This window comes from Sulfitobacter sp. 1A12157, from assembly GCF_043557345.1.
Lineage (GTDB): Bacteria > Pseudomonadota > Alphaproteobacteria > Rhodobacterales > Rhodobacteraceae > Sulfitobacter.
This window is the reverse complement of the sequence record NZ_JBIFFV010000009.1, coordinates 36934-62742: the sequence shown is the minus strand read 5'-3', so window position 1 is coordinate 62742 and position 25809 is coordinate 36934. Positions and strand designations below refer to the sequence as shown.

Genomic DNA, 25809 nt, shown 5'->3' with positions numbered 1-25809 from the left:
GCGGCCCCGACACTTGGCAGGGCGACAACGCCCGCCGTTCAATAGCCACCTCAGGCGGGGCCAGCCCGCGCATAGGGAGTGAAGATATGTTGAGGAAAAAGACCAATGGGGTCGCGCGGTCTGCGCAGCGGACAGGCATCATGTCCGATGTGGCGCGCAGCGGTATTGACCGGCGCGCGTTCCTGCGCGGCTCGGGCCTTGCCATCGGCGGGCTTGCCGCAATCGCAGGCACCGCGGGCAGCGTGCAACAGGCCAGCGCCGCCACCGCCGCTGTCAGTGGCAAGATGGAAGTGAAGAAATCCGTCTGCACCCATTGTTCGGTCGGTTGTACCGTCATCGCCGAAGTGTCGGACGGTGTTTGGCTGGGTCAGGAACCCGGTTGGGACAGCCCCTTCAACCTCGGCGCGCATTGCGCCAAGGGCGCTTCGGTCCGTGAGCACGCCCATGGCGAGCGTCGCCTGAAGTACCCGATGAAGAAGGTTGGCGGCGAATGGCAGCGGATCTCTTGGGAGCAGGCGATCAACGAGATCGGCGATCAGATGCTGTCGATCCGTGACACCTCTGGACCGGATTCGGTCTATTGGCTCGGCTCGGCTAAGCACTCCAACGAACAGGCCTATCTGTTCCGCAAATTCGCAGCCTATTGGGGCACCAACAACGTCGACCACCAAGCGCGGATTTGTCACTCCACAACCGTGGCGGGCGTGGCGAACACATGGGGCTACGGCGCCATGACCAACAGCTACAACGACATCCACAAGTCGCGTGCGATCTTCATCATCGGCGGCAACCCCGCCGAGGCGCACCCGGTCTCGCTGCAGCACGTCTTGAAGGCGAAAGAAGAGAACAACGCCCCGCTGATCGTCTGCGATCCGCGTTTCACCCGCACCGCGGCCCATGCGGACGAGTATGTGCGCATGCGTCCCGGCTCGGACGTGGCGCTGGTCTGGGGCATCCTCTACCACATCTTCGAGAACGGCTGGGAGGATGAGGAATTCATCCGCACCCGCGTTTGGGGCATGGACGAGATCCGCAAGGAAGTCGCCAACTGGACGCCCGATGAGGTCGAGCGCGTCACCGGCGTGCCCGGCTCCCAGCTTGAGCGCGTCGCGCGCACCCTGGCCAACCACCGTCCCGGCACCGTGATCTGGTGCATGGGCGGCACGCAGCACACCAACGGCAACAACAACACCCGCGCCTACTGCATCCTGCAGCTGGCCCTTGGCAACATGGGCACCGCGGGCGGCGGCACCAACATCTTCCGCGGCCACGACAACGTGCAGGGTGCCACGGACCTCGGCGTTCTGGCCGACACGCTGCCGGGCTACTACGGTCTGTCCGATGGCTCTTGGGCGCATTGGGCGCGGGTCTGGGGTGAGGATCTGGAGTGGATCCAGAGCCGTTTCGCTTCTTGGACCGATGGCGCGGGCGAAGAACAGCGCATGATCAACCTGACCGGGATCCCGGTGTCGCGTTGGATCGACGGCGTGCTTGAAGACCGTGAGAACCTTGAACAGCCCGACAACACGAAAGCGATGGTGCTCTGGGGCCACGCGCCGAACTCGCAAACCCGTCAGGGCGAGATGAAAACGGCGATGGAAAAGCTCGACCTCTTGGTCGTGGTCGACCCATACCCCACCGTTTCCGCCGTTCTGCACGATCGGACCGACAACACCTATCTGCTCCCGGCCTGCACACAGTTCGAGACCTCCGGCTCGGTTACCGCATCGAACCGCTCGCTCCAATGGCGCGAGAAGGTGGTGGAGCCGCTGTTCGAAAGCCTGCCGGACCACACGATCCTCTATAAGTTCGCCAAGAAATTCGGCTTTGAGGATCGCATGTTCCGCAACATCGAGGTGAATGGTGAAGAGCCGCTGATCGAAGACCTGACGCGCGAGTTCAACAAGGGCATGTGGACCATCGGCTATACCGGGCAGTCGCCCGAGCGGATGAAGATGCACATGCAGAACCAGCATACTTTCGACAAAACCACGCTGCGTGCCGTGGGCGGCCCGGCGGATGGCGATTACTACGGGATGCCGTGGCCCTGCTGGGGCACGCCCGAGATGAACCACCCCGGCACGGCGAACCTTTATGACATGTCGCTGCCGGTGGCCCAAGGCGGTCTGACCTTCCGCGCCCGTTTCGGTGTGGAGCGTGATGGGGAGAACCTGCTGGCCGAGGGCGTCTATTCCAAAGGGTCCGAGATCAAGGACGGCTATCCCGAATTCACCATGCAGATGCTGGTGGATTTGGGTTGGGACGGCGACCTGACAGCGGATGAGCGCCGCGTCATCGAAGCTGTCGCCGGTTACGAAGCGCCGGAAAACGCCGATGACGGGCAGGCGGAAGTCGGTGAAACCTCGCAACAGGGTGAAATCGATTCCGATTACGTGGCCCAAGTCGGCGGCATCAACTGGAAGACCGACCTGTCGGGCGGCATCCAGCGGGTGGCGATTGAGCATGGCTGCGCCCCCTTCGGAAACGCCAAGGCCCGCTGCGTGGTCTGGACCTTCCCCGACCCGGTGCCGAAACACCGCGAGCCGCTTTATTCCAACCGGCGCGATCTGGTGGCGGATTATCCGACCTACGAGGACAAGACCTTCTGGCGGGTGCCGACGCTCTATGCGTCGATCCAAAAGAACGACTTCTCGCAGGAATTCCCGATCATCCTCACCTCTGGCCGATTGGTCGAATATGAGGGCGGCGGGGATGAGACCCGGTCGAACCCATGGCTGGCCGAGCTGCAGCAGAACATGTTCATCGAGATCAACACCCGTGACGCCAACAACCTCGGTGTGCGCGACGGGGCCGATGTCTGGGTCGAAGGCCCGGAAGGCGGCAAGATCAAGGTGATGGCCATGGTCACCGAACGGGTGGGCGAGGGCGTGGCCTTCATGCCCTTCCACTTCGGCGGGCATATGGAAGGCGTCAGCCTGCGGGATAAATACCCCGATGGGGCCGATCCGATCGTTCTGGGCGAAAGCACCAACACCGTGCAGACCTACGGCTACGATTCAGTCACGCAAATGCAGGAGACCAAAGCGACTCTCTGCAAGATCATGCCAGCGTAAGGAGACAAGAGAATGGCAAGAGCAAAGTTTCTCTGCGATGCCGAGCGCTGCATTGAATGCAACGCCTGCGTCACGGCTTGTAAGAACGAACACGAGGTGCCTTGGGGCATCAACCGCCGCCGCGTGGTGACCATTCAGGACGGCCAGCCGGGCGAACGCTCGATCTCGGTCGCCTGTATGCACTGCTCGGACGCGCCCTGCATGGCGGTCTGCCCGGTGGACTGTTTCTACCAGACCGATGATGGCATCGTGCTGCACTCCAAAGACCTCTGCATTGGCTGCGGCTACTGCTTCTACGCCTGCCCCTTCGGCGCGCCGCAGTACCCGCAGGCTGGCAACTTCGGCAGCCGCGGCAAGATGGACAAATGCACCTTCTGCGCCGGTGGCCCCGAGGAAAACCACTCTCAGGCCGAGTTCCAAAAGTACGGCCGCAACCGGATCGCGGAAGGCAAACTGCCGATCTGCGCCGAGATGTGCTCGACCAAGGCGCTTCTGGCCGGTGACGGGGACATGGTCTCGGACATCTACCGCGAGCGCGTGGTCGCACGCGGCTTTGGCTCCGGCGCTTGGGGCTGGGGCACGGCTTACGAGCAAAAGGGCCAGTAACGGCTTTCGGGGGCGGCCTGCTCGGGCCGTCCCTTTTCTCCATATCTGTCTAGCCGGGGGATTTCCCATGCTGCGCCACCTGATGGCTCTTTTCATTCTCGCCTTGGCCGCGCTGCCGGTCAGCGTCACGGCGCAGGACGTGCGCCTGCCCGAGAACGCGACCCCCTCGGCCATCGACCGCGCCAGCACCGGCGGCGCGCAGAACTTGGCCGATATCGAACGGCGTCAGAACGGCGCAGAGATCGACGATGGGTTCAGGCGCAACAATCTGGGCGGCGATGCGGCCACGGTGCCAAGCCTCGGCCCCCTTGGCGGGCGCTCCGACCCCGACCTCTGGCGCGGCATCCGTTATAACGAATTGCCCGTGCGCGTGAGCACGATGAACAAGACGGGCCGTGTCCTTGTCCAGGACAACGGGATGTGGTGGCAGCAATTCCGCCAAGGCCCACTGGCGACCTATGGCGCTTGGCTGCTCGCCGGGACGCTGGCCGTGCTGCTGCTCTTTTACCTTCTGCGGGGCCGGATCCGCATCGAAGGCGGCAAGGTCGGGCGCACCGTCACCCGTTTCAAAGCCATCGAGCGTTTTGCACATTGGATGCTGGCGGGCTCGTTCATCCTGCTCGCGCTGACGGGCTTGGCCACGCTCTTTGGCCGCAAGGTCATCATCCCTCTGCTCGGGCATGAGTTTAATTCCACCCTGTTGACCGGATCGAAGTTCATCCACAACAATGTCTCATGGGCCTTCATGATCGCGCTCGTCATGGTCTTTGTCATGTGGATTTGGCACAATATCCCGAACAAAACCGATTGGGTCTGGATCAAACAGGGCGGCGGCTTCATTGGTGACAAACACCCGCCCGCCAAGAAGTTTAACTTCGGCCAAAAGATCGTCTTCTGGGCCGTGATCCTGCTGGGCTTCTCGGTCTCGCTCTCGGGGCTGTCGTTGCTCTTCCCCTTCGAGATCCAGCTTTTCGGGCATACCTTCAACATCATCAATGACATCGGCATGGCCGAGGCCGCAGGCTTTGGTCCGCTTCAGGGCGATCTGACGCCCCATGCGGAAATGCAATATGCCCAGCTTTGGCACGCGATCATCGGCTTTCTGATGATGGCGGTGATCTTGGGCCATATCTACATCGGCACTCTCGGCATGGAAGGCGCCTTTGACGCCATGGGCAATGGCGAGGTCGATGAGCGTTGGGCCGAACAGCACCATTCGCTCTGGCTTGATGAGGTCAAACAAGACAAACGGACCCCCGCAGAATGACGGGCGGCGGCGTTCAAATCAAAGGAGTCGCGCGATGAAGGCCATGTTGGCAGGGTTTCTGGGCGTCGCAGTGATCGGCGTCGTGGCCTATTTCGGGTTGCATGAGATAGGCTTTTCCTCCGCCGAGGTCTATTCAGGTGAAAACGTCCGGCTGGACTGACACCAAAGAGGCATATCATGGCGGCAGGCGATGAATACGGCGGCACGCTCGAAGGCGCGTCGATCCTTGTGATCGACGATGAGCCGGGGATGCGCCATTTCCTCACCAAGATCTTGGAGCCGCGCGTCAAACGGGTGGCCCAAGCGGCTTCTCCTGCGGAGGCCACCAAGCTTTTGGACGAGGCGCATTTCGATGTGGTCGTTCTGGACAACGTGATGCCCGGCAAAACCGGGTTGGAATGGGTCGTCGAACAGCGCCGCAAGGGGTTTTACGCCGACACGGTCCTGATCACCGCCTATGCCGATCTTGAAACCGCCATTGCCGCACTGCGCGCGGGCGTGAGTGATTTCGTGTTGAAACCCTTCCGGGCGAACCAAATCCTCGGCGCGGTGTCGCGGACTTTGGACCGCAAGAACCTTCGCCGCGACAACACCTTGCTCAGGCGTGAATTGCAGGGCGGTGCCGCGGTGCAGATGCTCGGTAAATCCGAGGCGCTGTCGAAGGTGCGTGGCATGCTCAACCGTCTTGCCCCGGTGCCGACGCCGGTGCTGTTCACCGGTCCCAGCGGTACGGGCAAGGAGCTGGCCGCGCGGCAGTTGCACCAGATGTCTGACCGCGCCGACAATCCTTTCGTCGCGGTGAACTGCGCCGCCATCACGCCGGACCGGATCGTGCCCGAACTCTTTGGCGCGGTGGAGGGAAATGAGACCCTGCAACCGGGGCTGTTCCTCTTGGCCGACGGTGGCACGTTGTTTCTGGACGAAGTCGCGCAGATGCCTGAGCAGCTACAGGCGGCGCTCTTGCGGGTGTTGGAAGACCAGCGCATCCGGCCCGAGGGGGCGGAGCGGGAGATTCCCCTGAACCTGCGGTTCCTGTTCGCCACCAACGCCGACCTGCCCAAGGCGGTGGAAGAGGGGCGTTTCCGCGCCGATCTCTATCACCGCATGAATGTGGTCGAGGTCGCGATGCCTCCGCTCAAGGACCGCTCGGACGATATCGTTGAACTGGCGGCGATGTTCATGCAGCAGTTTTCGACCGCGCTTGGCATGCCCGCGCTGCGGTTGGATGCGGAGACTTTGCTGAAGCTGCGGCGCTACGACTGGCCGGGCAACGTGCGCGAATTGCGCAACCTGATCGAACGCTCGGTGATCCTCGGCAGTCTGCCCGAAGCCTTTGCAGGCCATGGCACCGTCGATGGGCCAAGGGCGATCGAAGACCTCGAACTGGTCACGCAGCGGCATATGTTGCACATCCTTGATCTGTCGAATGGCAACCGCGCCGAGGCCGCGCGTCGCTTGGGCGTGTCGCGCAAAACCGTCGACCGTAAGCTTGCCGCTTGGGCCGCCGAAGGGTTGGATATCGAGGCGCTCTGACCCGGATAAAGCTATGCGAAACGCGCATATCTGTTCCGCATGTGGGGAATCTGGCTCGGTTTCGTGGAATATCATTCTGTTTCGGGTGCTGACATCAAAAGATTATCCTGCTGCAGGCGCTCCCCTGGACCCGTTATTCCATCTGAACCGTTCCTACCCGCCAAACGTTCCTGATTCAGCGATGGTGTTGAAGCGGGCGGCCCCCGGTGACATCTGAAGCGCAAGCGTTAGAGGAGTAAATTCAATGCTGAAACAGATCGTTACCGCCACCGCGCTCGCCGCGGTCACCGGCACCGCAGCCTTTGCCCAAGACAATGACACGCTCCGCGTCGGCATGTCGGGCGGCTATTTCCCCTTCACCTTTGTAAAGCAGGACGTGCTTCAGGGGTTTGAAGTCGATGTGATGAACGCCGTCGGCGAAGAAGCGGGTTTCGATGTCGAGTTCGAGACCATGGCTTTCTCCGGCCTGATCGGCGCGCTCGACGCAGGCCGCATCGACACGATTGCCAACCAAATCACCATCACGCCCGAGCGTCAGGAAAAGTTCGCCTTTACCGCGCCTTATGTCTTTGACGGTGCGCAGGTCGTGACCAAAGAGGGCAACGAAGAGATCGGCGGCGTCGAAGACCTGCGGGGCAAAACCGTTGCGGTGAACCTCGGGTCGAACTTCGAGCAGCTTTTGAACGAACTCGCCTTCGCGGATGAGATCGAGATCAAGACCTATGAGTCCAACATTGCCCAAGATACCGCGCTTGGCCGGGTAGACGCATTCGTGATGGACCGGGTTTCCTCGGCGCAGCTCATTCAGGAAAGCCCCCTGCCGCTGCAACTGGCGGGCAAACCGTTCTCTGAAATCCGCAACGCCCTGCCGTTCCAAGACAATGATGAAGGCCGCGCACTGCGGGACCGTGTCGACACCGCGCTGGAAACCCTGCGTGAAGACGGTACACTGGCCGAAATCTCGGACAAGTGGTTCGGCACAGACATCACCAAAGCGGAGTAACCCATGCGGGCGCTAGACCTTGACTACATGCTGGGGCTGGTGCCCGTCATATTGGGCTACGTACCGCTAACTTTGTTCATGGCGGTGGCGGGGATGGTGTTCGCACTCATCCTCGCTTCGCTATTGGCGGTCGAACGGGTTGTGAAGGTGCCCGTGCTCGATTGGCTGGTGATCGTTTTCATCAGTTTCTTTCGCGGCACGCCGCTCTTGGTGCAACTGTTCCTTTTCTACTTCGGTCTGCCGCAGGTTCTGTCGTTCTTGACGAATATCAGCGGCGTGACCGCGGCCATCATGGGGCTGACCCTGCATTTCGCGGCCTATATGGCCGAAAGCATCCGCGCCGCGATTCTGGGGGTGGACCGCAGCCAATGGGAGGCGGCCCAGTCCATCGGCATGACCCAGGGTCAGATGATGTGGCGGATCATCCTGCCACAGGCCGCCCGGATCGCCGCGCCGACCTTGGTGAATTACTTCATCGACATGATCAAAGGCACATCGCTGGCCTTCACCCTCGGCGTGACCGAGATGATGGGCGCCGCACAGAAAGAAGCCGCCGGGAGCTTCCTCTATTTCGAGGCCTATCTCGTTGTCGCCATGATCTATTGGGTCATCGTCGAAGCGCTGAGCCAAGTGCAAAAGCGGCTTGAAACCTATCTGAATAAGGCGTTCGTGCGATGATCAATATCACTGGCCTGACCAAAGACTTCGGCGGCGCGCCGGTTCTGAACGGCATTGATCTGCAGATCGCCGAGGGCGAGCGGGTGGTCGTGATCGGCCCCTCGGGCACCGGCAAGTCGACCCTGCTGCGCTGCCTCAATTTTCTCGACGTGCCGCAAGAGGGGATCATTCGCATCGGCGATGTGACCGTCGATGCCGCCAAGGCGCGCAAGGCTGATATTCTGGCGCTGCGCCGCCGGACGGCGATGGTCTTTCAGAACTACGCGCTTTTCGCCAATAAGACGGCGAAAGAGAACATCATGGAAGCGCTCGTCACGGTGCAGAAACGCCCGAAGGCCGAGGCCGAAAAACGCGCGCTCTCGGTTCTGGCCGAGACCGGACTGGCCGATAAGGCCGACAGTTTCCCCGCGGCGTTGTCCGGCGGGCAGCAGCAGCGCGTTGGTATCGGCCGTGCCATGGCGCTCGGGGCGGAACTGATGTTGTTCGACGAGCCGACCTCGGCGCTTGACCCTGAGTGGGTGGGGGAGGTGCTCGACCTGATGCGCGCGGTGGCGGAGCGCAAGCAGACCATGCTGATCGTGACCCATGAGATGCAATTCGCGCGCGAGATCGCGGATCGGGTGATTTTCATGGATGGCGGGAAGATTGTTGAGAGCGGTGCCCCGTCAGAGATCTTTGGCGCGCCAAAGGATGCGCGTTTGCAGAAGTTCTTGAAACGGGTCGAGGGGTAGGGGGAAATACCACCCCGGCCCGGAAGCAAGCCGCAGGCGCCGGGCCATCGCCTGCCCGCCCGGACGGGGAGGCGATTTGGAAAGGCTGGGTGCAACCTCGCGAGCGCACATCACGGTTAAGCTATAAAGTGGTACGAAGCGACTTTTGATCGCCAACCCGCGGGTAGGCGATGGCCCTCGTGAATGAAAAAAAGGCCCGCCAATGGCGGGCCTTTCCATCAAAGCTAAACGCTCAAATCACTCCGCGCAGGCGCGGATTTTCTCGATGTCCGGGCCGTTCGGCGTGCGGCCAAGGTTGAACGGAGCCGAAGCGTCACGCCATTTGGCGTAGTCGTTCAGATACTCCAGCTGGCTCAGATAAACCTTGGCGGAATCGGGGTTCTCGCAGGCGGTCTCTTCGATGGTCTCGTTGGCCATCTCCTGAACCTTGGTCAGCGTCTCGTCATCATAGCGGTTGATTTCGATGCCCGCGTCGAGGAACTGTTGGTAGGCTTCGGTCGCGCGCTTCTCGGTGAAGGACAGCGACCAGACGAGGTTGGCCTGCGCGGCGATCTCAAGCGCCTCGCGGGTCTCGTCCGACAGCGCATCCCACGCACCTTTGTTGATCATCACACCGAAGATCGAAGCGGACTGGTGCCAGCCCGGTGTTGCCCAGTATTTGGTGACCTGCTGGAAACCGCCCGAGAAATCGACGTTCGGGGTCGAGAATTCCGCGCCATCAATCACGCCGCGCTCAAGCGACTGATAGATTTCGCCACCGGCCATGGAGACCTGCGAACCGCCCAGTTTTTCCAACAGACGGCCCTGCTCCAGACCCGACAGACGCAGACGCTTGCCCTTGAGGTCTTCCAGCGTGACGATCTGCTCGTTGGTGCGGAAACCGGATTCGTTGTTGGTCACGCCGTAGGGCAGATAGACCATGCCGAACTTGCCGTAGATCTCGTTATAAAGCTCTTTGCCGCCCCATTGCTCGATCCAGTTGACGTAGTCGACCGCGTTGAACAGGCTCGCCGTGGTTGCCAGCGGCGAGAAGGCAGAGTTGCGGCCCGCCCAGTAACCGGGCCAGTCGGCGCCAGCCTGCACGGTGTTGGATTCAACCGCCCCGAACACTTCGCCCGCAGGCACGAGAGAGCCGCCTTCGAAGAATTCGATTGTCAGGTCATCGCCGGTCAGCTTGTTGGCCAGATCGACGAAGTGCTTGTCGATCTCGATCAGTTCCAGCGACGTGGGCCATGTGGTGGTCATGGTCCAGCTGTCTTGGGCCGCGGCCTGCGTGGCAACGCCGGCGCAGAGTGCCAGACCAGCAAGGGTTGATTTCAATTTCATAATCTCTCTCCTCCGTTGATTATTTTGTATAGAGCGTTTCCGGCAGCCAGGTGACAAGCTGCGGGAACAGGGCGATGGCCACGCACATCATCAGGATCAGACCGATGAAAGGCAGCACGCCGACGATGATATGCGAGGTCTTGACCTCCCGTGGGGCGATGGCGCGCAGGTAGAACAGCGCATATCCAAAGGGCGGGGTCAAAAAGGACGTTTGCAGAACCACCGACATCAGGACGACGAACCACAGCAGGCTCACGTCCATCTCCTGCACGATGGGCAGGAAGATCGGGAAGGACAGCAGCACGATGCCGGTCCAGTCAAGGAAGGCGCCGAGGATGAAGACGATGAACATCATCATCGCGATCAAAAGCCAGGGCGCCATGTCGAGGTTGCGGATGATCTCCTGCGTGGCGCGCAGGCCGCCGGTGATGTTGAACACCCCGGTAAAGGCGGTGGCGCCGATGACGATGAAGAGGATCATCGCCGAGGTGCGCCCGGTTTCCAGCATCGCGCCGTAGAAGGAAGCCCAGCTGAACTTTCCGCGCAGGATCACGATGACCAGCGCCAGCGCGGCACCAATGGCGGAGGCTTCGGTCGCCGTGGCGATGCCCGCGAGCAGCGAGCCCAAGATGCCGAGGATCAGCACCAGCGGCGGCACCGCTTCGATCAGCAACATGCGCACAAGGGCGGGTTTCGAGATCTTTTCATCCGGCTCGACGGCGGGGGCCATGTCGGGCCGGACCACGGCGACGACGAACACCCAGACCGCATAGAGCAGCCCCAGCACCACACCCGGCACCATCGCGCCCGCGAAAAGCTCCCCCACCGACAGCGGCGAGTAGGAGGCCATGAGGATCAACATGATCGAGGGCGGGATCAGAATGCCCAAACAGCCAGAGGCGGCGATGACCCCGGTGGTCAGCGTCGGGCTATAGCCATATTGCAGCATGGGGCGCAGGGCCATCACGCCCATCACGGTAATCGACGCGCCGATGATACCCGTGGTCGCGGCCAGAAGGATCGAGATGAAAACCACCGCCAGCGCTAGGCCGCCGCGGATGTTTGACATCAAAAGCCGCAGTGATTCGAACATCTTATCCGTCACGCCCGAATCGGACAGGAACCTTGCCATCAGGATGAAAAGGGGAATCGCGATCAGCGTGAAGTTGTCCAGCACATCGCCGAAAATCCGGTTGATGACGATGCCCAGCACCATCGGTTTGCCGGCGATGACAGCGCCCAAAACGGCGGTGCCGCCCAAAACGAAGGCCAGCGGGTGGCCCATGAAAAGGCCCAGCAAAAGCAGGCCGAACATGGTGAGTGCAATGAGTTCAGGCGTCACGGGGCAGTTCCTGACGGTTAAGTACGAGTTTCAAAAATTCCGACACACCTTGCAGCAGCAGCAGACCGGCAGCGAGGGCCATGGCCATTTTCAGCGGATAGACCGGCAGTTGGACTGAGCCATATGTCGTCTCACCTTGGGCATAGGAGCGCATGGCGAATTCATAGGAGCGGGTTGTAAAGATCCACGCGAAGGGAAAAAAGAAGATCACATAGCCCGCCGCTTCGACCCAACGGCGCAGGCTGGGGCCAAGGGTTTCGGTGATCAGATCGACCCGCACATGGGCCTGATGGCGCAGTGCATAGCCGCCCAGCATCACGAAATAGAAGCCATATAACTGTTTCGTAACGTCAAAAGCCCAGCGGGTCGGGTCATTCAGCGCATAGCGCATGAAGACGTCATAGATGATGATTGCGGCGAAAATGACGGCGACGACCGACACGATACGCCCGACGAATTCGTTCATCTGGTCGATGAATTTTATCACGATCTGAGCCCTCCCTGGCAGCTCGCACATTATTGGCCTTTCTGCCGAAAACAAGGCACAAGACCATTAATAATGCCGCTTTAAGTAGCACTACGTATGCGGCTTGGGGCGGGATTGTCCAGAAGCTGAGATTTCAATTTGCCTAGGCCATGGACATTTTCCAAAAGCGACGATTATCTGCTGCGCATGGCCCTCCGCGTCGACGTCGGGGGAGGCTAAGCAAATATCCGTTTGGGAGGAAAAACATGGATCGTCGTTCATTTATCCGCAAAGCCGGTGTGATGGGGGCAGGTGCTGCCGCCACGACACTTGCAGCGCCCGCTATTGCGCAGGGTAACATCACCTGGCGCATGGTCACCACTTGGCCCAAGAACTTCCCCGGTCTGGGTGTCGGCGCGCAGCGTCTGGCCGACCGGATCACCGCCGCCTCGGGTGGCGAGCTGACCATTCAGGTCTTCTCCGCCGGTGAGATGGTGCCGCCGCTGCAATCGCTCGACGCCGTGATCGACGGCACCGCCGAGATGAGCCATGGCGCCGCCTACTACTGGCAGAACAAATCGCCCGCGCTGTCCTTCTTCACCGGCGTTCCTTACGGCATGACCACGCCCGAGCTGACAGCTTGGATGCGCTACATGGGCGGTCAGGAAATCTGGGACGAGATCTACGACCAGTTCGGCGTTCAGGGCTTCCTGTCGGGCAACACCGGCACGCAGACCGGCGGCTGGTTCCGGGATGAGCTGAAAAGCCTCGACGATGTCAAAGGCGTGCGCTTCCGGACGCCGGGCCTCGGTGGCCGCGTGTGGGAGAAGTTGGGCGCGACCGTGACCAACATGGCCGCGGGCGAAATCTTCCAGGCGCTGCAATCGGGCACACTCGACGCGGCCGAATTCGTCGGCCCCTACAACGATCTGGCGCTCGGCTTCCATCAGGTGGCCAAGAACTACTACATGCCGTCCTTCGTGGAATCGGGTCTGGCGACCGAGCTTGTCGTCGACAAGAAGAAGTATCAGGAACTGCCCGAGAACCTGCAGGCGATCATCCGCGATGTGAGCCAAGCGGAATACGACCAAGTCGCCGCTGACTTCTACGCCAACGATCCGCGTGCACTGAAGACCCTGCAGGAAGAGCATGGCGTGACCGTGCGCAACTTCCCCGATGACATCATGGAGGCCGGTGCCAAAGCCTCGGTCGAAGTGGTTGAAGAACTGCGCAACAGCGACGACCCGCTGGTCAAGAAAACCGCCGAGAGCTTTGTCGAAGCGCTGAACCTCGTCCGCACCCGGACCGAGAGCATCGACAGCCCCTATGTGCAGGCGCGTCAGAAGTTCCTGAAGTACTGAGCTTCGCGTTAGATGAGATTGAAAAGGCCCGGTGGGAACGCCGGGCCTTCTTCATGGGCGAACTCCAAGAGATCTGTCCCGCCCGGTGGCACACCGGGCATCGCCCTCCCTCCCCCCGGAGGGCGATTTTGCGACGTAGCCCGAGCCGGATCGGTCGGCGAGATGGGCCCCCGCGCAGCCCCTTTCACGGGCTCGATCGCCCACCAGGGAGGGCGATGCCCTTACCGCCCAACCAAAAAGGCCCGGCAGCAACGCCGGGCCTTTGAACGTCGAGGGGGGCTATCTCACCCCGCGATCATCTTAGGCAACCAAGTCACGATCTGCGGGAAGGCAAAGAGGATCGCAATCGCCACCACCTGCAACAGCACAAATGGCAGGATACCCTTGTAAATCGCGCTCGTCGGCAGATCCGCCGGGGCCACCCCGCGCAGATAGAACAGCGCAAAGCCGAAGGGCGGCGTCAGGAAGGATGTCTGCAAGTTCACCCCGACCAAGACGCCCAGCCAGATCGGATCGATGTCCAGCATCAACAGCACCGGCGCTGTGATCGGGATCACGATAAAGATGATCTCAAAGGTATCGAGGATGAAGCCCAAGAAGAACATGATGATCATCACCACCGCCACCGCCGCCAAGGGGCCGCCGGGCAGGTTGCTGAGGAACTCATGCACCAGATTGTCGCCGCCCATCATGCGGAACACGATCGAAAAGACCGAGGCGCCCAGCAGGATGATGAAAACCATGCTGGTGATCGTGGCTGTGGCAATCATCGTCTCCCGCAGGATGCGGAAGGACAGACGCCAGCGCAGGGCCGCCAGCACCATCGCCCCCACGGCACCGACAGAGGCCGCCTCGGTCGGGGTCGCGATGCCGCCGAGGATCGAGCCCAGCACGGCGAGGATCAGCAAAAGCGGCGGCATCAGGGCGACAAAGAAATCCCGCACCAACTGGCTTTTCTCATCCGCCGGAACCGGCGTCGCGGGGCAGGAGGCGGGCGCGGTCGCGGCTTTGAACAGAACGTAGCTGAGATAAAGCGAGACCAACAAAATCCCCGGCAGCAGCGCCCCGGCGAAAAGATCCCCCACAGAGACGGGGGTGGGGGCGAAGTTGCCCTTGGCCATCTGGACCTGAGAGTTGATGCCCGACAGCATATCGCCCATGAAGATCAACACGGTAGAGGGCGGAATGATCTGCCCCAAGGTGCCACTGGCGCAGATTACCCCGGTGGCAAGCTTAGGGTCATAGCCCGCCCGCAGCATCGCGGGCAGAGAGATCAGGCCCATGGTGACAACCGTGGCCCCCACGACGCCCGTGGATGCAGCCAGCATCGCCCCCACCAGCACCACCGAAATCCCCAGACCGCCGCGCATATTGCCAAAAAGCTTGCCCATGGTCAGCAAAAGCTGTTCGGCGATCTGGCTGCGTTCCAGCATCACCCCCATGAAGATAAAGAGCGGCACGGCGACCAAAACTTCGTTGGTCATGAAGCCGATATAGCGGTTTGGCAGCGAGCCAAAGTTCGACGGATCGAAAACGCCGAACCCCATGCCCACAGCCCCGAAGAGCAGCGACACGCCAGCAAGGGTGAAAGCCACCGGAAAGCCGAGCAGCAAAAAGCCGATCACGCCAAAGAACATGAGCGCGGCGAGCATCTCGCCAATGAAAATCGGATCCATCAAACGGCTCCCTGCGGATGGTCTGCGGGGATTTGGTCCCGGCTGTATTGCATGGATTTGGGCACCAGCTCAGCATTGCCGCTGAGCACGAGGATGGAGCGGATGATCCATGCAATCCCCTGAATTGCGAGTAGAAATGCGAAGCCGATGATGAAGGCTTTGAGGATGTAGAGCCCCGGCATGCCGCCGACGTTGGCCGATCCTTCCTGATAGCCCCAAGCGCGCTGCACGAAGGGAATCGAATAGGTGTAGACGATCCAGCAGAAGGGCAGCAGAAAGACGATGACGCCGATAAGGTCGATCAGCGCGCGGCGGGCCATGGTGGCGGGGCGGTAGAAAATGTCGACGCGCACATGGTCATCGCGCAGCAGCGCAAAACCGGCCACCGCCGTAAACATCGCGCCGTTCAGCCAGATATATAGGTCTTGCATCCAAACGAAGCTGATCGCGAAGACATAGCGCTGCACGACCACGGTGAAACAGACCAACACGATGCCGAGTGCGAGCCATGAGAAGAGATGGCCGATGACCAAATTCACCGCGCAGATCACCCTGGCAATTGCTGCTAAAAAACGCACCTTGTCCCCTCTCCCGTCAAGTTCGTTTGACCGTCAATCAAAGGGAGGGGGCAAAATGTCAAGATTTAGATGACGGGCGGCTCTTCCCGGCGGCATTTGTCGCCTTCCCGTGGCAGGAAGGCAACCGAAGGGCCGCGCCGCTCAATAGATACTGATCTCGGGCGCGCTGCCCCCGCGCACCATCCCGCGGTACATGCCCTGCGAGTTGAACGGCATGGCGATATTGCCCGCCGCATCCACCGCGATGACCCCGCCTGAGCCGTCATTGGCTGCCAGATCCTGCATCACCACATGTTCGGCGGCGGTTGCCAGATCCTCGCCCGCATGGCGCATCCGCGCTGCGATCTCTCCGGCGGCGTTCCAGCGGATGAAAATCTCGCCGTGCCGGGTGGCTGAGACAGCGCAGGTCGCGTTGTCGGCGAAGGTGCCCGCGCCGATCATCGGCGTGTCGCCAACCCGGCCCGGCGCCTTGGCGGTCATGCCCCCCGTGGAGGTGGCCGCCGCAAGATTGCCCGCCGCGTCGCGCGCTACGGCTCCCACGGTGCCATGCCGCCGCGCCGGATCGTCCGAAACCTCGCCCCGTGCCCGCATCTCAAGCGTCTCTTGCAGCGCATCCCAGCGGGACTGGGTGAAGAAATAGTCGCGGTCGCCGAACTCCAAGCCCGCCCGCCGCGCGATCTCCAGCGCGTTGGGGCCGATCAGCGTGACATGCTCGGTGCGCTCCATCACGGCGCGGGCGAGCTTGATGGGGTTCTTCGGCCCGAAGACACCGGCCACTGATCCCGCGCGCCGATCGCTGCCATCCATCACGGCGGCGTCCATCTCCTGCACGCCTTCCGAAGTATAGACCGCGCCGCGTCCTGCGTTGAACAGCGGTTCATCCTCCAGCGCGCAGACCGCGGCCACCACCGCGTCCATCGCACTCCCGCCGTCGCGCAGCACCACTTCCCCAGCCTCCAAGGCACGGGCGAGGCCGTCGTGATAGGCGGCCTCCTTCTGAGGTGTCATGTTTTCCTTGAGGATGGTTCCGGCACCGCCATGGATGGCAAGGGAATAGGTCATTTCCATCACCCCACCCGATGCAGCATCTGGCGCCCCTGGGTCAGCCCCTGCACCTTTTCCACGATCGAGCGCGCGTCGATCCCGAAATGCCGGTAAAGGTCGCCTATGGTGCCGGTCTGGCCGAAATGCTCGACGCCGAGGGGCACCGTCTGATGCCCGACGACCGCGCCCAGCCACGACAGCGTCGCCGGGTGGCCGTCGATCACCGTCACCAGCTTGCAGTCGCGCGGCAACCCTCCCAACATCGTTTCGATGTGGCTCTGCGCGGCGTGATTGCCACGGGCGCGTGCCCGCTGCGCGGCGGTCCAGCCCGCGTTCAGACGGTCGGCCGAGGTCACCGCCAGCACGCCCACGTCGCGGCGGCCCTCGGCGATGCTGCCCGCGGCCTTGATCGCCTCGGGCGCCACGGCACCCTGATAGGCGATCACCACGTCGCAGTTCGGCCCCGGCTTGCGCAGCCAATAGGCGCCGTCGATGGCGCCCTGACGGAAGTCCTCGTCGACGCGCTTGCCGGGCTGTTCGATGGGGTTGGTGGTCAGCCGCAGATAGACCGATCCGCCGGTCTCGTCGCGCAGCCATGTGCGCTCGTCCGGGTCGCCCTCGCCGTCACGTTGCAGGTAGTCGAAGGCCCAGCTCATGATAACGGCCAACTCATCGGCAAAGGCGGGCTCGAAACTCGCCAACCCATCCTGACTCATGCCGATGAGCGGCGAGCCGATAGACTGGTGTGCGCCGCCCTCGGGGGCCAGCGTCACGCCCGAAGGGGTGCCGACGATCATGAAACGCGCATCCTGATAACAAGCGTAGTTCAGCGCATCCAAACCGCGGGCGACGAAGGGGTCATAGACCGTGCCGATGGGAATGACCCGCTTGCCGAAAAGCGAATGCGACAGGCCCGCCGCGCCCAGAAGCAGGAAGAGGTTCATCTCGGCGATGCCAAGTTCGATATGCTGGCCCTCGGGCGTGAATTCCCATTTCGCGGTGGAGGGGATTTTCTCGTTGATAAACGTATCGGCCTGTTCCTTGCGGGCGAAAAGCTTGCGGCGGTTTACCCAAGGCCCGAGGTTCGTCGTGCCGGTCACATCCGGCGACATGGTGACGATGCGCTGCGCCAGATCGCTGTCGCCTTTGGACAGGTCGTCGAGGATCTTGCCGAAGGCCATCTGCGTGGAGATCTCCCGGTCGCTCGAAAGCTCGATCTGCGGCACCGGCAGTGTGGCGTCATTGTAGCGGCGGCGGCCCTTGGCGAAGAAGGGCACGCGGGTAAGCGCGTCTTGCAGCGCTTGCGGGTCCGCGACAGTGGCGAAGGGCTCCCACTCATCGCCCTCGGCCACGCCCATGTGTTTCTGCCAATCGGCCATCTGGGTCTTGGTCATCAGACCGCCGTGGTTGTCCTTGTGTCCCGCGATCGGCGTGCCCCAGCCCTTGATGGTGTAGGCAAGGAAACAGACCGGGCGGTCGTGGTCGATGGCGGCGAAGGTCTCGGCCATCGTCTCCACGCAATTGCCGCCGAGGTTCTCCATCAGTTCGGCCAGTTCATCATCGCTGCGCGCGTCGATCAGCGCCGTGACATCGCCCTGATCGCCAAGCGCCTCCATCAGCCGTTCGCGCCAGACCGCGCCGCCCTGATAGGTCAGCGCCGAGTAGAGCTGGTTGGGGCAATTGTCGATCCAGTCGCGCAGCTTGTCACCGCCCGGCTCCTCGAACGCGGCGCACTGCAAGGCGCCGTATTTCACCTTGACCACGTCCCAGCCGAAGGCGTCGAAAATCTGCTCGATGCGCTTGAACAGCCCCTCGCGCACCACCCCGTCGAGCGACTGGCGGTTGTAGTCGATGATCCACCATGTGTTGCGCAGGTCGTTCTTCCAGCCCTCCTGCAGGGCCTCGTAGATGTTGCCCTCGTCCAACTCTGCGTCGCCCACCAGGGCGACCATGCGGCCCAGATCGACATCCTCGCCCCAAGCCTTCGCGGTGATATAGTCCTGCACCAGCGAGGCGAAGGAGGTGATCGCCACGCCAAGGCCGACCGAGCCGGTGGAGAAATCCACGTCGTCCACGTCCTTGGTCCGGCTGGGGTAACTCTGCACCCCCTGGAAACCGCGGAAATTCTCCATCTTCTCGCGGGTCTGGTTGCCCATCAGGTATTGCATCGCGTGGAAGATCGGCGAGGCATGGGGTTTGACCGCCACCCGGTCCTCGGGCCGCAGGGCGCTGAAATAAAGCGCCGTCATGATCGACACCATCGAGGCCGAAGACGCCTGATGCCCGCCCACCTTGATGCCGTCGACCTTGGGCCGGATGTGGTTCGCGTTGTGGATCATCCAGTGCGACAGCCACAGCAGACGCTGTTCGACGGTCTTGAGCTGGGCAGGGGCGAGAGCGGTCATGGCAGGTCTTTCATTCTGAGGATCCTTTGGGCGGTGCCCTCCTCGACACCGCCCGCGACTGGTCCGGTTCGTGCCGGATCAGGCTGCGCGCATGTTATGCGCCCCAAGCGCGGCGTAAAGGTCATCAATGATGTCTTCCGCCGATTCCAGCCCGACCGAGAGCCGCACCAGCCCCTCGGCGATGCCGTGTTCGGCGCGTTCCTCGGGGGAATAGGTGGAATGGGTCATGCTGGCGGGATGCTGGATCAGGCTTTCCGCGTCGCCAAGGCTCACCGCGCGCTGAATGAGGGTCAGCCGGTTCATGAAGGCGATGCCGCCGGCCTTGCCGCCCTTGACCTCGAAGGGGATCATGCCGCCGAAGTTGCCCATCTGCCGCCGCGCAAGCTCGGCCTGCGGGAAGCTTGCCAGCCCCGGGTAGGCGACATGCAGCACCGCCGGATGCGCTTCCAGCGCCTCGGCCACCTTGGCGGCGGTGGCGCAGTGGCGCTCCATCCGCAGCTCCAGCGTCTTGATCCCGCGCAGAAGGAGCATGGCGGTCAGCGGCGACATCACCGCCCCGGTCATGTCCTTCAGACCCACGAGCCGGACCTGCATCATGTCCTCGGCGCTGCCGACGATCAGGCCCGCCACCACGTCGCCATGGCCCGAGAGGAACTTCGTCGCCGAATGCAGCACGATGTCGGCGCCATGTTCGATGGGGCGGGTGATCACCGGCGTGGCATAGGTGTTGTCGACCACCACCTTGGCGCCCGCGCGATGCGCGATGGCGGAGATGGCGGCGATGTCCACCAGACGGTTGTTCGGGTTCGCGGGGGTTTCGAAATAGACCACCTTGGTCTGGTCGCTGATTACCTCGGCGAGGTTCTGGGGCTCGGTCATGTCGACCAGCGTCACCTTGACGCCAAAGCGCGGTAAGCCGTGGGTCATGAAGGCGAAGGTGCAGCCGTAGAGCGTCTTGTCGATGATGATCTCGTCGCCCGCCTGCAGGAAGGTCCAGAGTGTCGAAGTGATCGCCCCCATGCCCGAGGCGGTGGCGAGCCCGGCCTCGGCGCCCTCGAGGTTGGCGATGCGCTTTTCCAGATGGTCCAGCGTTGGGTTGCTGATGCGGGTGTAGAAATGCCCCGCGCGCTCGCCCGCGAACATGTCGCCGCCCGCCTCGGCGGTCTCGAAGGCGAAGGTCGAGCTCATGTAGATCGGCGGGTTCAACGCGCCCTGTTCGTCCTGCGCGTCATAGCCGTGGTGGATGGCGCGGGTGGCAAAGGATTTGTGGTTCTCGGTCATGGCTGGCCCCTGTCTGATTTTGCGGCATGATCCGATGGCGCATGGGGCATTTGGTTGCTAATGTATGCTCAGATTGCAGGAGATTTGGCATATCATGCCCCAAATACCCCGATTGGACGCCACTGACCGTCGCATCATCCGCGCCCTGCAACGCAACGGCCGGATGACCAACCTCGATCTGGCGGAGGAGGTTGGCCTGTCGCCCTCGCCCTGCCTGCGTCGGTTGCGCGCGCTGGAGAAAAGTGGCGCGATCCGGGGCTACAGCGTGGAGGTCGATGCCAAGGCCTACGGGCTGCCGGTGACGGTCATGGTGCGCGTGACGCTGGACGGTCACGACGAGGGCACGGTGAAACGCTTCGAGAACCAGATCCGGGCGATCCCGGAGGTGCTGGAATGTTTCGTAATGAGCGGCCTGTCGGACTACCTGCTGCGGGTCGTGGTGGGCGATCTTGAGGACTACGAGCGCTTCGTGCGCGCGCGGCTGCATCCCATCGGCGGTATCGGGTCGATCGACACCAGCTTTGTTTACGGCGTGGTCAAACGCTCTCAGGTCTACCCCGACATCGGCAATTGAGCGACCGGAGACATTTAACCGGTTTACAATCCCGCCCCCCTTGGGAAATCTGCGCCCAACCCCCGGAGGAGACCGCATGACTTTCGCCGCCACCCCCGCCCTGCAAACCGTCGTCGACCATGCGCTGGCGCATGAAACCGATTGGCCGCGCTCGATGTACCACGCCGACGGCGCTTACGTCGGCAACCGCGAGTGGAACGAAAGCGGCCCCTGGACCGAGATCGTCGGCCCGGTGCGCCCGCGCGGTGGCCCCGCCGGGGTGATCCTGCGCCGCGGTGAGCGGGTGGCCGATTGGGGCGAAACGACGCGGGCCGACATGACCTTCTCCATCGCCAAGAGCTACCTGTCGGTGCTGGCGGGGCTGGCAGTGAAGGACGGTCTGATCGCGGACCTCGACGCGCCCGTGGGCGACAGTGTCCCGGGGCCGTATTTCGCGGGCGACCACAACGGGCGCATCACCTGGCGGCATCTGTTGCAGATGAACAGCGAATGGCGCGGCGAGATTTTTGGTAAGGACGATCAGGTCGACCACTACCGCCAGATCGGGCCGGGGGCGGACAACAGCCGCAAGGGTCAATTGCGGCAGGTCGGTGCGCCGGGGAGCTATTACGAATACAACGACGTGCGCGTGAACGCGTTGGCCTATGCCCTGATGATGCGTTTTGGGCAGCCCCTGCCGGAGGTGCTGCGCACGCGGATCATGGACCCTATCGGGGCATCAAGCGACTGGCGGTGGGAGGGCTATTCGACCTCTTGGGTCGAGATAAATGGCACCCGGATGCAATCGGTGACCGGCGGTGGGCATTGGGGCGGCGGGCTTTTCATCAGCGCCGAGGATCATGCCAAGTTCGGCCAGTTCATCTGCCAGCACGGCGCGTGGAACGGCGAACAGATCCTGCCCGAGGACTGGATGCAGCGCTCCCTGACCCCCACGCCGACGCTCGACAAATACGGTTTCCTGTGGTGGCTGAACCGCGGCACCGAGGCCGATCCGAAACTGCCCGCGACCGCCTTCAGCGCGCAGGGCGCGGGCGGCCATACGATCTGGATCGCGCCCGAGCAGCAAATCGTCGCGGTGATGCGCTGGCTCGCCCCGACCGCCACGCCACAATTCCTCCGCCGGCTTTTCGCCGCGTTGACTGAGAGCTGATACGAAAGGAAACCCCATGCATATCAAGACCTTCGGCGTCGAAATGTGGATGAACGAATTCGAGAACCACTGCCGCTACAACCTCGCCGAGACCTGCGTCGACTCGATCTCCTTGGGCGCGTTGATCGACATGGCGGGCGTCGACAATTCCGTGCTGGGCGAGTTGCGCGGCATGCGCATGGGCTATGGTGCCATCGAAGGCTCGGACCGGCTGCGCGATGCAGTGGCGGGGCTCTACGAGAAACAGTCGCGCGAGAACGTGCTGACCACCCACGGCACCATCGGGGCCAATGCGCTGGTGCATCAGACGCTGGTGTCGCGCGGCGACCATGTCATCGCCATCGTGCCGACCTACCAGCAGCACTATTCGATCCCCGAAAGCGTCGGTGCGGAGGTCGAACTGCTGCACCTGCGCCCCGAGAACGGCTTTCTGCCCGACCTCAATGAGTTGCGCACGATGATGCGCCCCGACACGCGGATGATCGCCACCAACAACCCCAACAACCCGACCGGCGCGCTGATGGACCGGGCAATGCTCACGGAGATCGCCGAGATGGCGCGGGACAGCGACGCATGGGTGCTCTGCGACGAGGTTTATCGCGGCACCGATCAGACCGGGAACGGCTATACCGCCTCGATCTGCGACCTTTACGAGCGCGGCATCAGTACTGCGGGGATGTCCAAGGCCTATTCGCTGGCCGGGCTGCGCGTGGGCTGGGTCGCCGGGCCGAAGACCCTGCTCGAAGACATCATGATTCACCGCGATTACAATACGATCTCTGTCGGGCGGATTGACGAGTATTTCGCGGCCCTTGCCCTCGAAAACCGTGCCCAGATCCTCGACCGCGCGCATCTGATCACCCGCGAGAACCTCGCGATCCTGTCGGATTGGGTCGAGGCCGAGCCGCTGATCTCATGGGTGAAACCGCAAGCGGGCACCACGGCGCTGCTCAAATACGACCTGCCGCTGCCCTCCCGCGATTTCTGCACGCAACTGCTGGAGGCGGAGGGCGTTCTCTTCACCCCCGGCAGCGCCATGGATATGGAGGGCTGGCTGCGCATCGGTTTCGCCAATTCGACGGCGGACCTGCGCGACGGATTGGCGCGTGTCTCGGCTTTCCTCGCGCGTCACGGCGCGGCACAGCCAAGCTAGATGGAGCCCGTCATGCCGCCCGCCTCAGACCTGATCGCCCAAAGCGCCGCCCGTTCCTGCGCGGTCCATCGCAAAATCGCGGGCGCGGTTTACCGCACCCCGGTGATCGACTCGCGCCTGCCAATGGCTGAGGGGTCGCGGCTGTTTTACAAGACCGAGAACTTCCAGCACACCGGGTCGTTCAAACTGCGCGGCGCCAGTGCGAAACTGACGACGGTGCCGCTCGACCGGCCTGTCATCACCGCCTCTTCCGGCAACCACGGCATCGCCTGTTCGCGTGCGGCCCAGACCACGGGGCATGAGTTGATCGTCGTGCTGCCTGAAACCGTCGTCGCCAAGAAACGCAAGATCATCGAAAGCTACGGCACCAAGGTCGTGATCCATGGGGCCGATGCCTCGCTATCAGAGCGACACGCGCAGAGCTTGGCCGAGGCTGAGGGCTACACCTATATCTCGCCCTATAACGATGCCGAGGTGATCGCGGGGCAGGGCACCGCCGCGCTGGAACTGCTCGACCAGATCGAAGGGGTCGACAATGTCTTTATCTCGATGGGCGGTGGCGGGCTGATCTCGGGCATGGGATCGGTGATCAAGGAATTCTCACCACAGACCCGCGTGATCGGTGTGAGTGCAGCCAACAGCTGCGCGCTGGCCGCCTCGATCAAGGCGGGCGAGATCGTCGAAACGGAACATCTCGATACGCTGGCAGATGGTGTGGCGGGCGGGGTGGATGAAGGCTCGCTCACCCTGCCGATGGCAAGCGCGGTGATTGATGAGATCGTCCATTGCGACGAGGATCAGATCGCCGAAGCGCTGAGGGTGTTGGCTTGGGAAGAGAACATGCTGGTCGAAGGGGCCGCCGCTTTGGCGCTGGCGGCCTATCTGGCAGGGCCGCAGAACGACGCGGGCCAGACCTCTGTCGTTCTGCTTTGCGGAGGCAATTATGAGGTCGAGCAATTACGCAGGATCATCTAACGGCCACCCGGCTCGATCCTGCGGACCGGGTCCGTTTCCCCCTCAGCGCATGTCGAACCGCAGGTCGACCCAACGGCCCTCGGGAATGTCCCGCGGCGCACCGCCGGCCCAGCCGTCCTGCCAGATCACCTCGCGGGTGCGGATATCGAGCGCCCCTGCCTCATAGCTGCACGCGACATGAACCAGCCGGTTGCCATTCGCATCCTGCGGCGCTTCGATCTGCCAGCCGCGACTGGCGAGGGGTGGCACGTTCGACAATCGGTAATGGCCCGGCCCGATCCGTTCGAACCCTGCACCCAAAGGCACCGCAGGCTCTTCACGGCCATCGCGGAACAGGCGCACGATCGGGCTGGCTTCCTTGATGAAGCCATTGGCATCCACAGTCGTATTCGCCCCGGACCACAGCGGTTGCCACGCGCCCCATGCCCCCGTCGCCCGGGCACGAAAGGCCAGACCCGGCATGTCGATCCCCACTGCGATCTGCCACAGATAGGCACTCTGCCCGCCCAGGGTGCTATTGCCGCAAAGCAGACCGAAAACCCCGTCCAGCGCCGGGAACGGGTTGGCCCCGGCAGGCGCCTGCGCATGGGCGCCGCCATGGCTTGAAAAGCTGCCCGAAAGATCATGCGCGTCGAGGTCCGTCACCAGCGGCCCCGCGTCAGCACCGATGCCGAAATCCCCCACCCGCAGCAAACGCCCCACGGTCGTATCATCCACCGCCTGCGTCAGCGCCGCGCCCGAGGCGATGCCGCTGCCCGCGTCAAAGGCCAGCGCGGTGGTCCAACTGCTGCCATCGGCGCTGACCTTGATGGCAAAATCATCCTGCCCCGCCGTGCCCATCTCAGCCCGGCCAGACCAATCGGTTTGAAACAGCAGGCTCGCGGTATCGGCGGCGCTGGCCTTGTTGAGCTTCAGCTGGTGCCCCGCCCCTTCGTGGGTGAAAAGGCTCGCGGGGGAGGAGACCGACAAGCGATTGCCACTATCGTAGTCCGTATTGACCCCCAGCCCGGAAAGGTTCGCCAGATCGGGGGGCGAGACCTCGGCCCAAGCCCCTGCGCCCCAACGGTGCAGAATCCCGGTCGATTTATCCAAGGCGATCCAGCCGTCTTGCGGTGCGGTGAACTGCCAGTTCTCTCCGACCCACGCGGCCAATTCACCGGGATGACCTGCCCAAACCTCTGTCGGCGCGTCACCGAGGGCGTAAATCTCCCCCGCCTGCGGCAGGGCGGGCGGGGTGTTGGCGTCAAACCCTTCGACCGCAAGCTGCACCAAAAGATCGAGCCGTTGCAGGGCTTCGTTATGGGTCACATGTTTCTGCGCCTGTGCGGGCATCAGATAGGGCAGGGACAGGCGCTCAGAGGTGTCGGGCATCGGGGCTCTCCGCGTTATGGGTCGCCTGAGACTGTGAAAAGGAAGTCTTGCCAGCCTGACAACCCACCGTTCGCGCCGCGCGCAACAAGCGGCGGTTCTGCCCCATCGCACGGCGCGGGCGGAAGGTGCGCGACACGGCTTTCACTTTCGCCAAAGCGCCCTAACTCCCTGTCAGGCGGTGCCTTTTCAAAACGAAAGCCGCAGTTTAACATCAC

The 25809-nt window shown here is 62.6% G+C and carries 22 protein-coding genes; 13 read left to right on the top strand and 9 right to left on the bottom strand.

The window, feature by feature from the left end; translation table 11 throughout:
- The first annotated feature begins 86 nt into the window (after window positions 1-86).
- The 8 genes from ACGYLC_RS14955 to ACGYLC_RS14920 all read left to right on the top strand — a co-directional run bounded on the left by ACGYLC_RS14955 (window position 87) and on the right by ACGYLC_RS14920 (window position 8892).
- Window positions 87-3074, top strand: coding sequence for a formate dehydrogenase subunit alpha (locus ACGYLC_RS14955; protein WP_394423598.1), 2988 nt, complete (start codon window positions 87-89; stop codon window positions 3072-3074).
- A 12-nt stretch (window positions 3075-3086) separates the two neighbouring features.
- Window positions 3087-3680 carry a formate dehydrogenase FDH3 subunit beta gene (fdh3B, locus tag ACGYLC_RS14950; RefSeq protein ID WP_067266580.1) on the top strand — a complete coding sequence of 198 codons (594 nt, stop codon included), beginning with the start codon at window positions 3087-3089 and terminating at the stop codon, window positions 3678-3680.
- 67 nt (window positions 3681-3747) lie between these two features.
- Window positions 3748-4947, top strand: a complete 1200-nt coding sequence (locus ACGYLC_RS14945) for a formate dehydrogenase subunit gamma (RefSeq protein WP_394423597.1) — start codon at window positions 3748-3750, stop codon at window positions 4945-4947.
- Between the two features lie 34 nt (window positions 4948-4981).
- Complete coding sequence (locus tag ACGYLC_RS14940; protein ID WP_259950196.1) at window positions 4982-5107, top strand: hypothetical protein; 126 nt, start codon at window positions 4982-4984, stop codon at window positions 5105-5107.
- A 17-nt stretch (window positions 5108-5124) separates the two neighbouring features.
- Window positions 5125-6480: a sigma-54-dependent transcriptional regulator gene (locus ACGYLC_RS14935; protein ID WP_394423595.1), complete on the top strand. Its 1356-nt coding sequence runs from the start codon at window positions 5125-5127 to the stop codon at window positions 6478-6480.
- A 244-nt stretch (window positions 6481-6724) separates the two neighbouring features.
- Entirely contained in the window at window positions 6725-7483 is a 759-nt protein-coding gene (locus ACGYLC_RS14930; RefSeq protein ID WP_394423594.1) for an amino acid ABC transporter substrate-binding protein, read from the top strand.
- Between the two features lie 3 nt (window positions 7484-7486).
- Window positions 7487-8161: an amino acid ABC transporter permease gene (locus ACGYLC_RS14925; protein WP_394423592.1), complete on the top strand. Its 675-nt coding sequence runs from the start codon at window positions 7487-7489 to the stop codon at window positions 8159-8161.
- Complete coding sequence (locus ACGYLC_RS14920; protein ID WP_394423590.1) at window positions 8158-8892, top strand: amino acid ABC transporter ATP-binding protein; 735 nt, start codon at window positions 8158-8160, stop codon at window positions 8890-8892. The genes ACGYLC_RS14925 and ACGYLC_RS14920 overlap by 4 nt, the downstream gene beginning before the upstream one ends.
- Window positions 8893-9129: 237 nt before the next feature.
- Here ACGYLC_RS14920 and dctP read toward each other — a convergent pair whose 3' ends face one another.
- The 3 genes from dctP to ACGYLC_RS14905 are packed head-to-tail and all read right to left on the bottom strand — an operon-like array spanning window position 9130 to window position 12050.
- Window positions 9130-10218, bottom strand: a complete 1089-nt coding sequence (gene dctP / locus ACGYLC_RS14915) for a TRAP transporter substrate-binding protein DctP (protein WP_067266589.1) — start codon at window positions 10216-10218, stop codon at window positions 9130-9132.
- Window positions 10219-10237: 19 nt separating this feature from the next.
- A complete protein-coding gene (locus ACGYLC_RS14910; RefSeq protein ID WP_394401318.1) occupies window positions 10238-11533 on the bottom strand; it encodes a TRAP transporter large permease subunit in 1296 nt (431 codons plus the stop codon).
- 16 nt (window positions 11534-11549) lie between these two features.
- The gene (locus ACGYLC_RS14905; RefSeq protein ID WP_394423739.1) at window positions 11550-12050 is read right to left on the bottom strand and encodes a TRAP transporter small permease subunit; all 501 of its coding nucleotides are present in this window, start codon (window positions 12048-12050) and stop codon (window positions 11550-11552) included.
- A 242-nt stretch (window positions 12051-12292) separates the two neighbouring features.
- Here ACGYLC_RS14905 and ACGYLC_RS14900 point away from each other — a divergent pair, with 242 nt between their 5' ends.
- Window positions 12293-13387 carry a TRAP transporter substrate-binding protein gene (locus ACGYLC_RS14900; RefSeq protein ID WP_394401192.1) on the top strand — a complete coding sequence of 365 codons (1095 nt, stop codon included), beginning with the start codon at window positions 12293-12295 and terminating at the stop codon, window positions 13385-13387.
- Window positions 13388-13671: 284 nt separating this feature from the next.
- Here ACGYLC_RS14900 and ACGYLC_RS14895 read toward each other — a convergent pair whose 3' ends face one another.
- From ACGYLC_RS14895 to ACGYLC_RS14875, 5 genes are all read right to left on the bottom strand, one after another.
- The gene (locus ACGYLC_RS14895; RefSeq protein WP_394423589.1) at window positions 13672-15063 is read right to left on the bottom strand and encodes a TRAP transporter large permease subunit; all 1392 of its coding nucleotides are present in this window, start codon (window positions 15061-15063) and stop codon (window positions 13672-13674) included.
- Window positions 15063-15641 (bottom strand): TRAP transporter small permease subunit, encoded by a 579-nt coding sequence (locus ACGYLC_RS14890; protein ID WP_394423588.1) that lies wholly within the window; start codon window positions 15639-15641, stop codon window positions 15063-15065. The genes ACGYLC_RS14895 and ACGYLC_RS14890 overlap by 1 nt, the downstream gene beginning before the upstream one ends.
- Before the next feature lie 141 nt (window positions 15642-15782).
- Window positions 15783-16703 (bottom strand): isoaspartyl peptidase/L-asparaginase family protein, encoded by a 921-nt coding sequence (locus tag ACGYLC_RS14885; RefSeq protein WP_394423586.1) that lies wholly within the window; start codon window positions 16701-16703, stop codon window positions 15783-15785.
- Between the two features lie 5 nt (window positions 16704-16708).
- Window positions 16709-19090: a transketolase-like TK C-terminal-containing protein gene (locus ACGYLC_RS14880; protein ID WP_394423584.1), complete on the bottom strand. Its 2382-nt coding sequence runs from the start codon at window positions 19088-19090 to the stop codon at window positions 16709-16711.
- A gap of 78 nt (window positions 19091-19168) precedes the next feature.
- Window positions 19169-20371, bottom strand: coding sequence for a methionine gamma-lyase (locus tag ACGYLC_RS14875; protein ID WP_394423583.1), 1203 nt, complete (start codon window positions 20369-20371; stop codon window positions 19169-19171).
- A 94-nt stretch (window positions 20372-20465) separates the two neighbouring features.
- Here ACGYLC_RS14875 and ACGYLC_RS14870 point away from each other — a divergent pair, with 94 nt between their 5' ends.
- The 4 genes from ACGYLC_RS14870 to ACGYLC_RS14855 all read left to right on the top strand — a co-directional run bounded on the left by ACGYLC_RS14870 (window position 20466) and on the right by ACGYLC_RS14855 (window position 24223).
- A complete protein-coding gene (locus tag ACGYLC_RS14870) occupies window positions 20466-20945 on the top strand; it encodes an Lrp/AsnC family transcriptional regulator (protein WP_394423581.1) in 480 nt (159 codons plus the stop codon).
- 76 nt (window positions 20946-21021) lie between these two features.
- Window positions 21022-22095, top strand: coding sequence for a serine hydrolase domain-containing protein (locus tag ACGYLC_RS14865; RefSeq protein WP_394423580.1), 1074 nt, complete (start codon window positions 21022-21024; stop codon window positions 22093-22095).
- A gap of 16 nt (window positions 22096-22111) precedes the next feature.
- Complete coding sequence (locus ACGYLC_RS14860; RefSeq protein ID WP_394423578.1) at window positions 22112-23248, top strand: aminotransferase; 1137 nt, start codon at window positions 22112-22114, stop codon at window positions 23246-23248.
- 12 nt (window positions 23249-23260) lie between these two features.
- Window positions 23261-24223, top strand: coding sequence for a threonine/serine dehydratase (locus ACGYLC_RS14855; protein ID WP_394423577.1), 963 nt, complete (start codon window positions 23261-23263; stop codon window positions 24221-24223).
- Between the two features lie 42 nt (window positions 24224-24265).
- Here the strand turns inward: ACGYLC_RS14855 and ACGYLC_RS14850 are convergent, their stop codons facing one another.
- The gene (locus ACGYLC_RS14850; protein ID WP_394423575.1) at window positions 24266-25594 is read right to left on the bottom strand and encodes a DUF2793 domain-containing protein; all 1329 of its coding nucleotides are present in this window, start codon (window positions 25592-25594) and stop codon (window positions 24266-24268) included.
- Between the last annotated feature and the right edge of the window lie 215 nt (window positions 25595-25809).

Coding starts and splice junctions, on each gene's coding strand:
- ACGYLC_RS14930 (WP_394423594.1), top strand. CDS start 6,725: ATGCTGAAACAGATCGTTACCGCCACCGCGCTCGCCGCGGTCACCGGC.
- ACGYLC_RS14955 (WP_394423598.1), top strand. CDS start 87: ATGTTGAGGAAAAAGACCAATGGGGTCGCGCGGTCTGCGCAGCGGACA.
- fdh3B (WP_067266580.1), top strand. CDS start 3,087: ATGGCAAGAGCAAAGTTTCTCTGCGATGCCGAGCGCTGCATTGAATGC.
- ACGYLC_RS14865 (WP_394423580.1), top strand. CDS start 21,022: ATGACTTTCGCCGCCACCCCCGCCCTGCAAACCGTCGTCGACCATGCG.
- ACGYLC_RS14855 (WP_394423577.1), top strand. CDS start 23,261: ATGCCGCCCGCCTCAGACCTGATCGCCCAAAGCGCCGCCCGTTCCTGC.
- ACGYLC_RS14945 (WP_394423597.1), top strand. CDS start 3,748: ATGCTGCGCCACCTGATGGCTCTTTTCATTCTCGCCTTGGCCGCGCTG.
- ACGYLC_RS14935 (WP_394423595.1), top strand. CDS start 5,125: ATGGCGGCAGGCGATGAATACGGCGGCACGCTCGAAGGCGCGTCGATC.
- ACGYLC_RS14870 (WP_394423581.1), top strand. CDS start 20,466: ATGCCCCAAATACCCCGATTGGACGCCACTGACCGTCGCATCATCCGC.
- ACGYLC_RS14860 (WP_394423578.1), top strand. CDS start 22,112: ATGCATATCAAGACCTTCGGCGTCGAAATGTGGATGAACGAATTCGAG.
- ACGYLC_RS14910 (WP_394401318.1), bottom strand. CDS start 11,533: ATGTTCGGCCTGCTTTTGCTGGGCCTTTTCATGGGCCACCCGCTGGCC.
- ACGYLC_RS14885 (WP_394423586.1), bottom strand. CDS start 16,703: ATGACCTATTCCCTTGCCATCCATGGCGGTGCCGGAACCATCCTCAAG.
- ACGYLC_RS14925 (WP_394423592.1), top strand. CDS start 7,487: ATGCGGGCGCTAGACCTTGACTACATGCTGGGGCTGGTGCCCGTCATA.
- dctP (WP_067266589.1), bottom strand. CDS start 10,218: ATGAAATTGAAATCAACCCTTGCTGGTCTGGCACTCTGCGCCGGCGTT.
- ACGYLC_RS14920 (WP_394423590.1), top strand. CDS start 8,158: ATGATCAATATCACTGGCCTGACCAAAGACTTCGGCGGCGCGCCGGTT.
- ACGYLC_RS14875 (WP_394423583.1), bottom strand. CDS start 20,371: ATGACCGAGAACCACAAATCCTTTGCCACCCGCGCCATCCACCACGGC.
- ACGYLC_RS14895 (WP_394423589.1), bottom strand. CDS start 15,063: ATGGATCCGATTTTCATTGGCGAGATGCTCGCCGCGCTCATGTTCTTT.
- ACGYLC_RS14940 (WP_259950196.1), top strand. CDS start 4,982: ATGAAGGCCATGTTGGCAGGGTTTCTGGGCGTCGCAGTGATCGGCGTC.
- ACGYLC_RS14880 (WP_394423584.1), bottom strand. CDS start 19,090: ATGACCGCTCTCGCCCCTGCCCAGCTCAAGACCGTCGAACAGCGTCTG.
- ACGYLC_RS14900 (WP_394401192.1), top strand. CDS start 12,293: ATGGATCGTCGTTCATTTATCCGCAAAGCCGGTGTGATGGGGGCAGGT.
- ACGYLC_RS14850 (WP_394423575.1), bottom strand. CDS start 25,594: ATGCCCGACACCTCTGAGCGCCTGTCCCTGCCCTATCTGATGCCCGCA.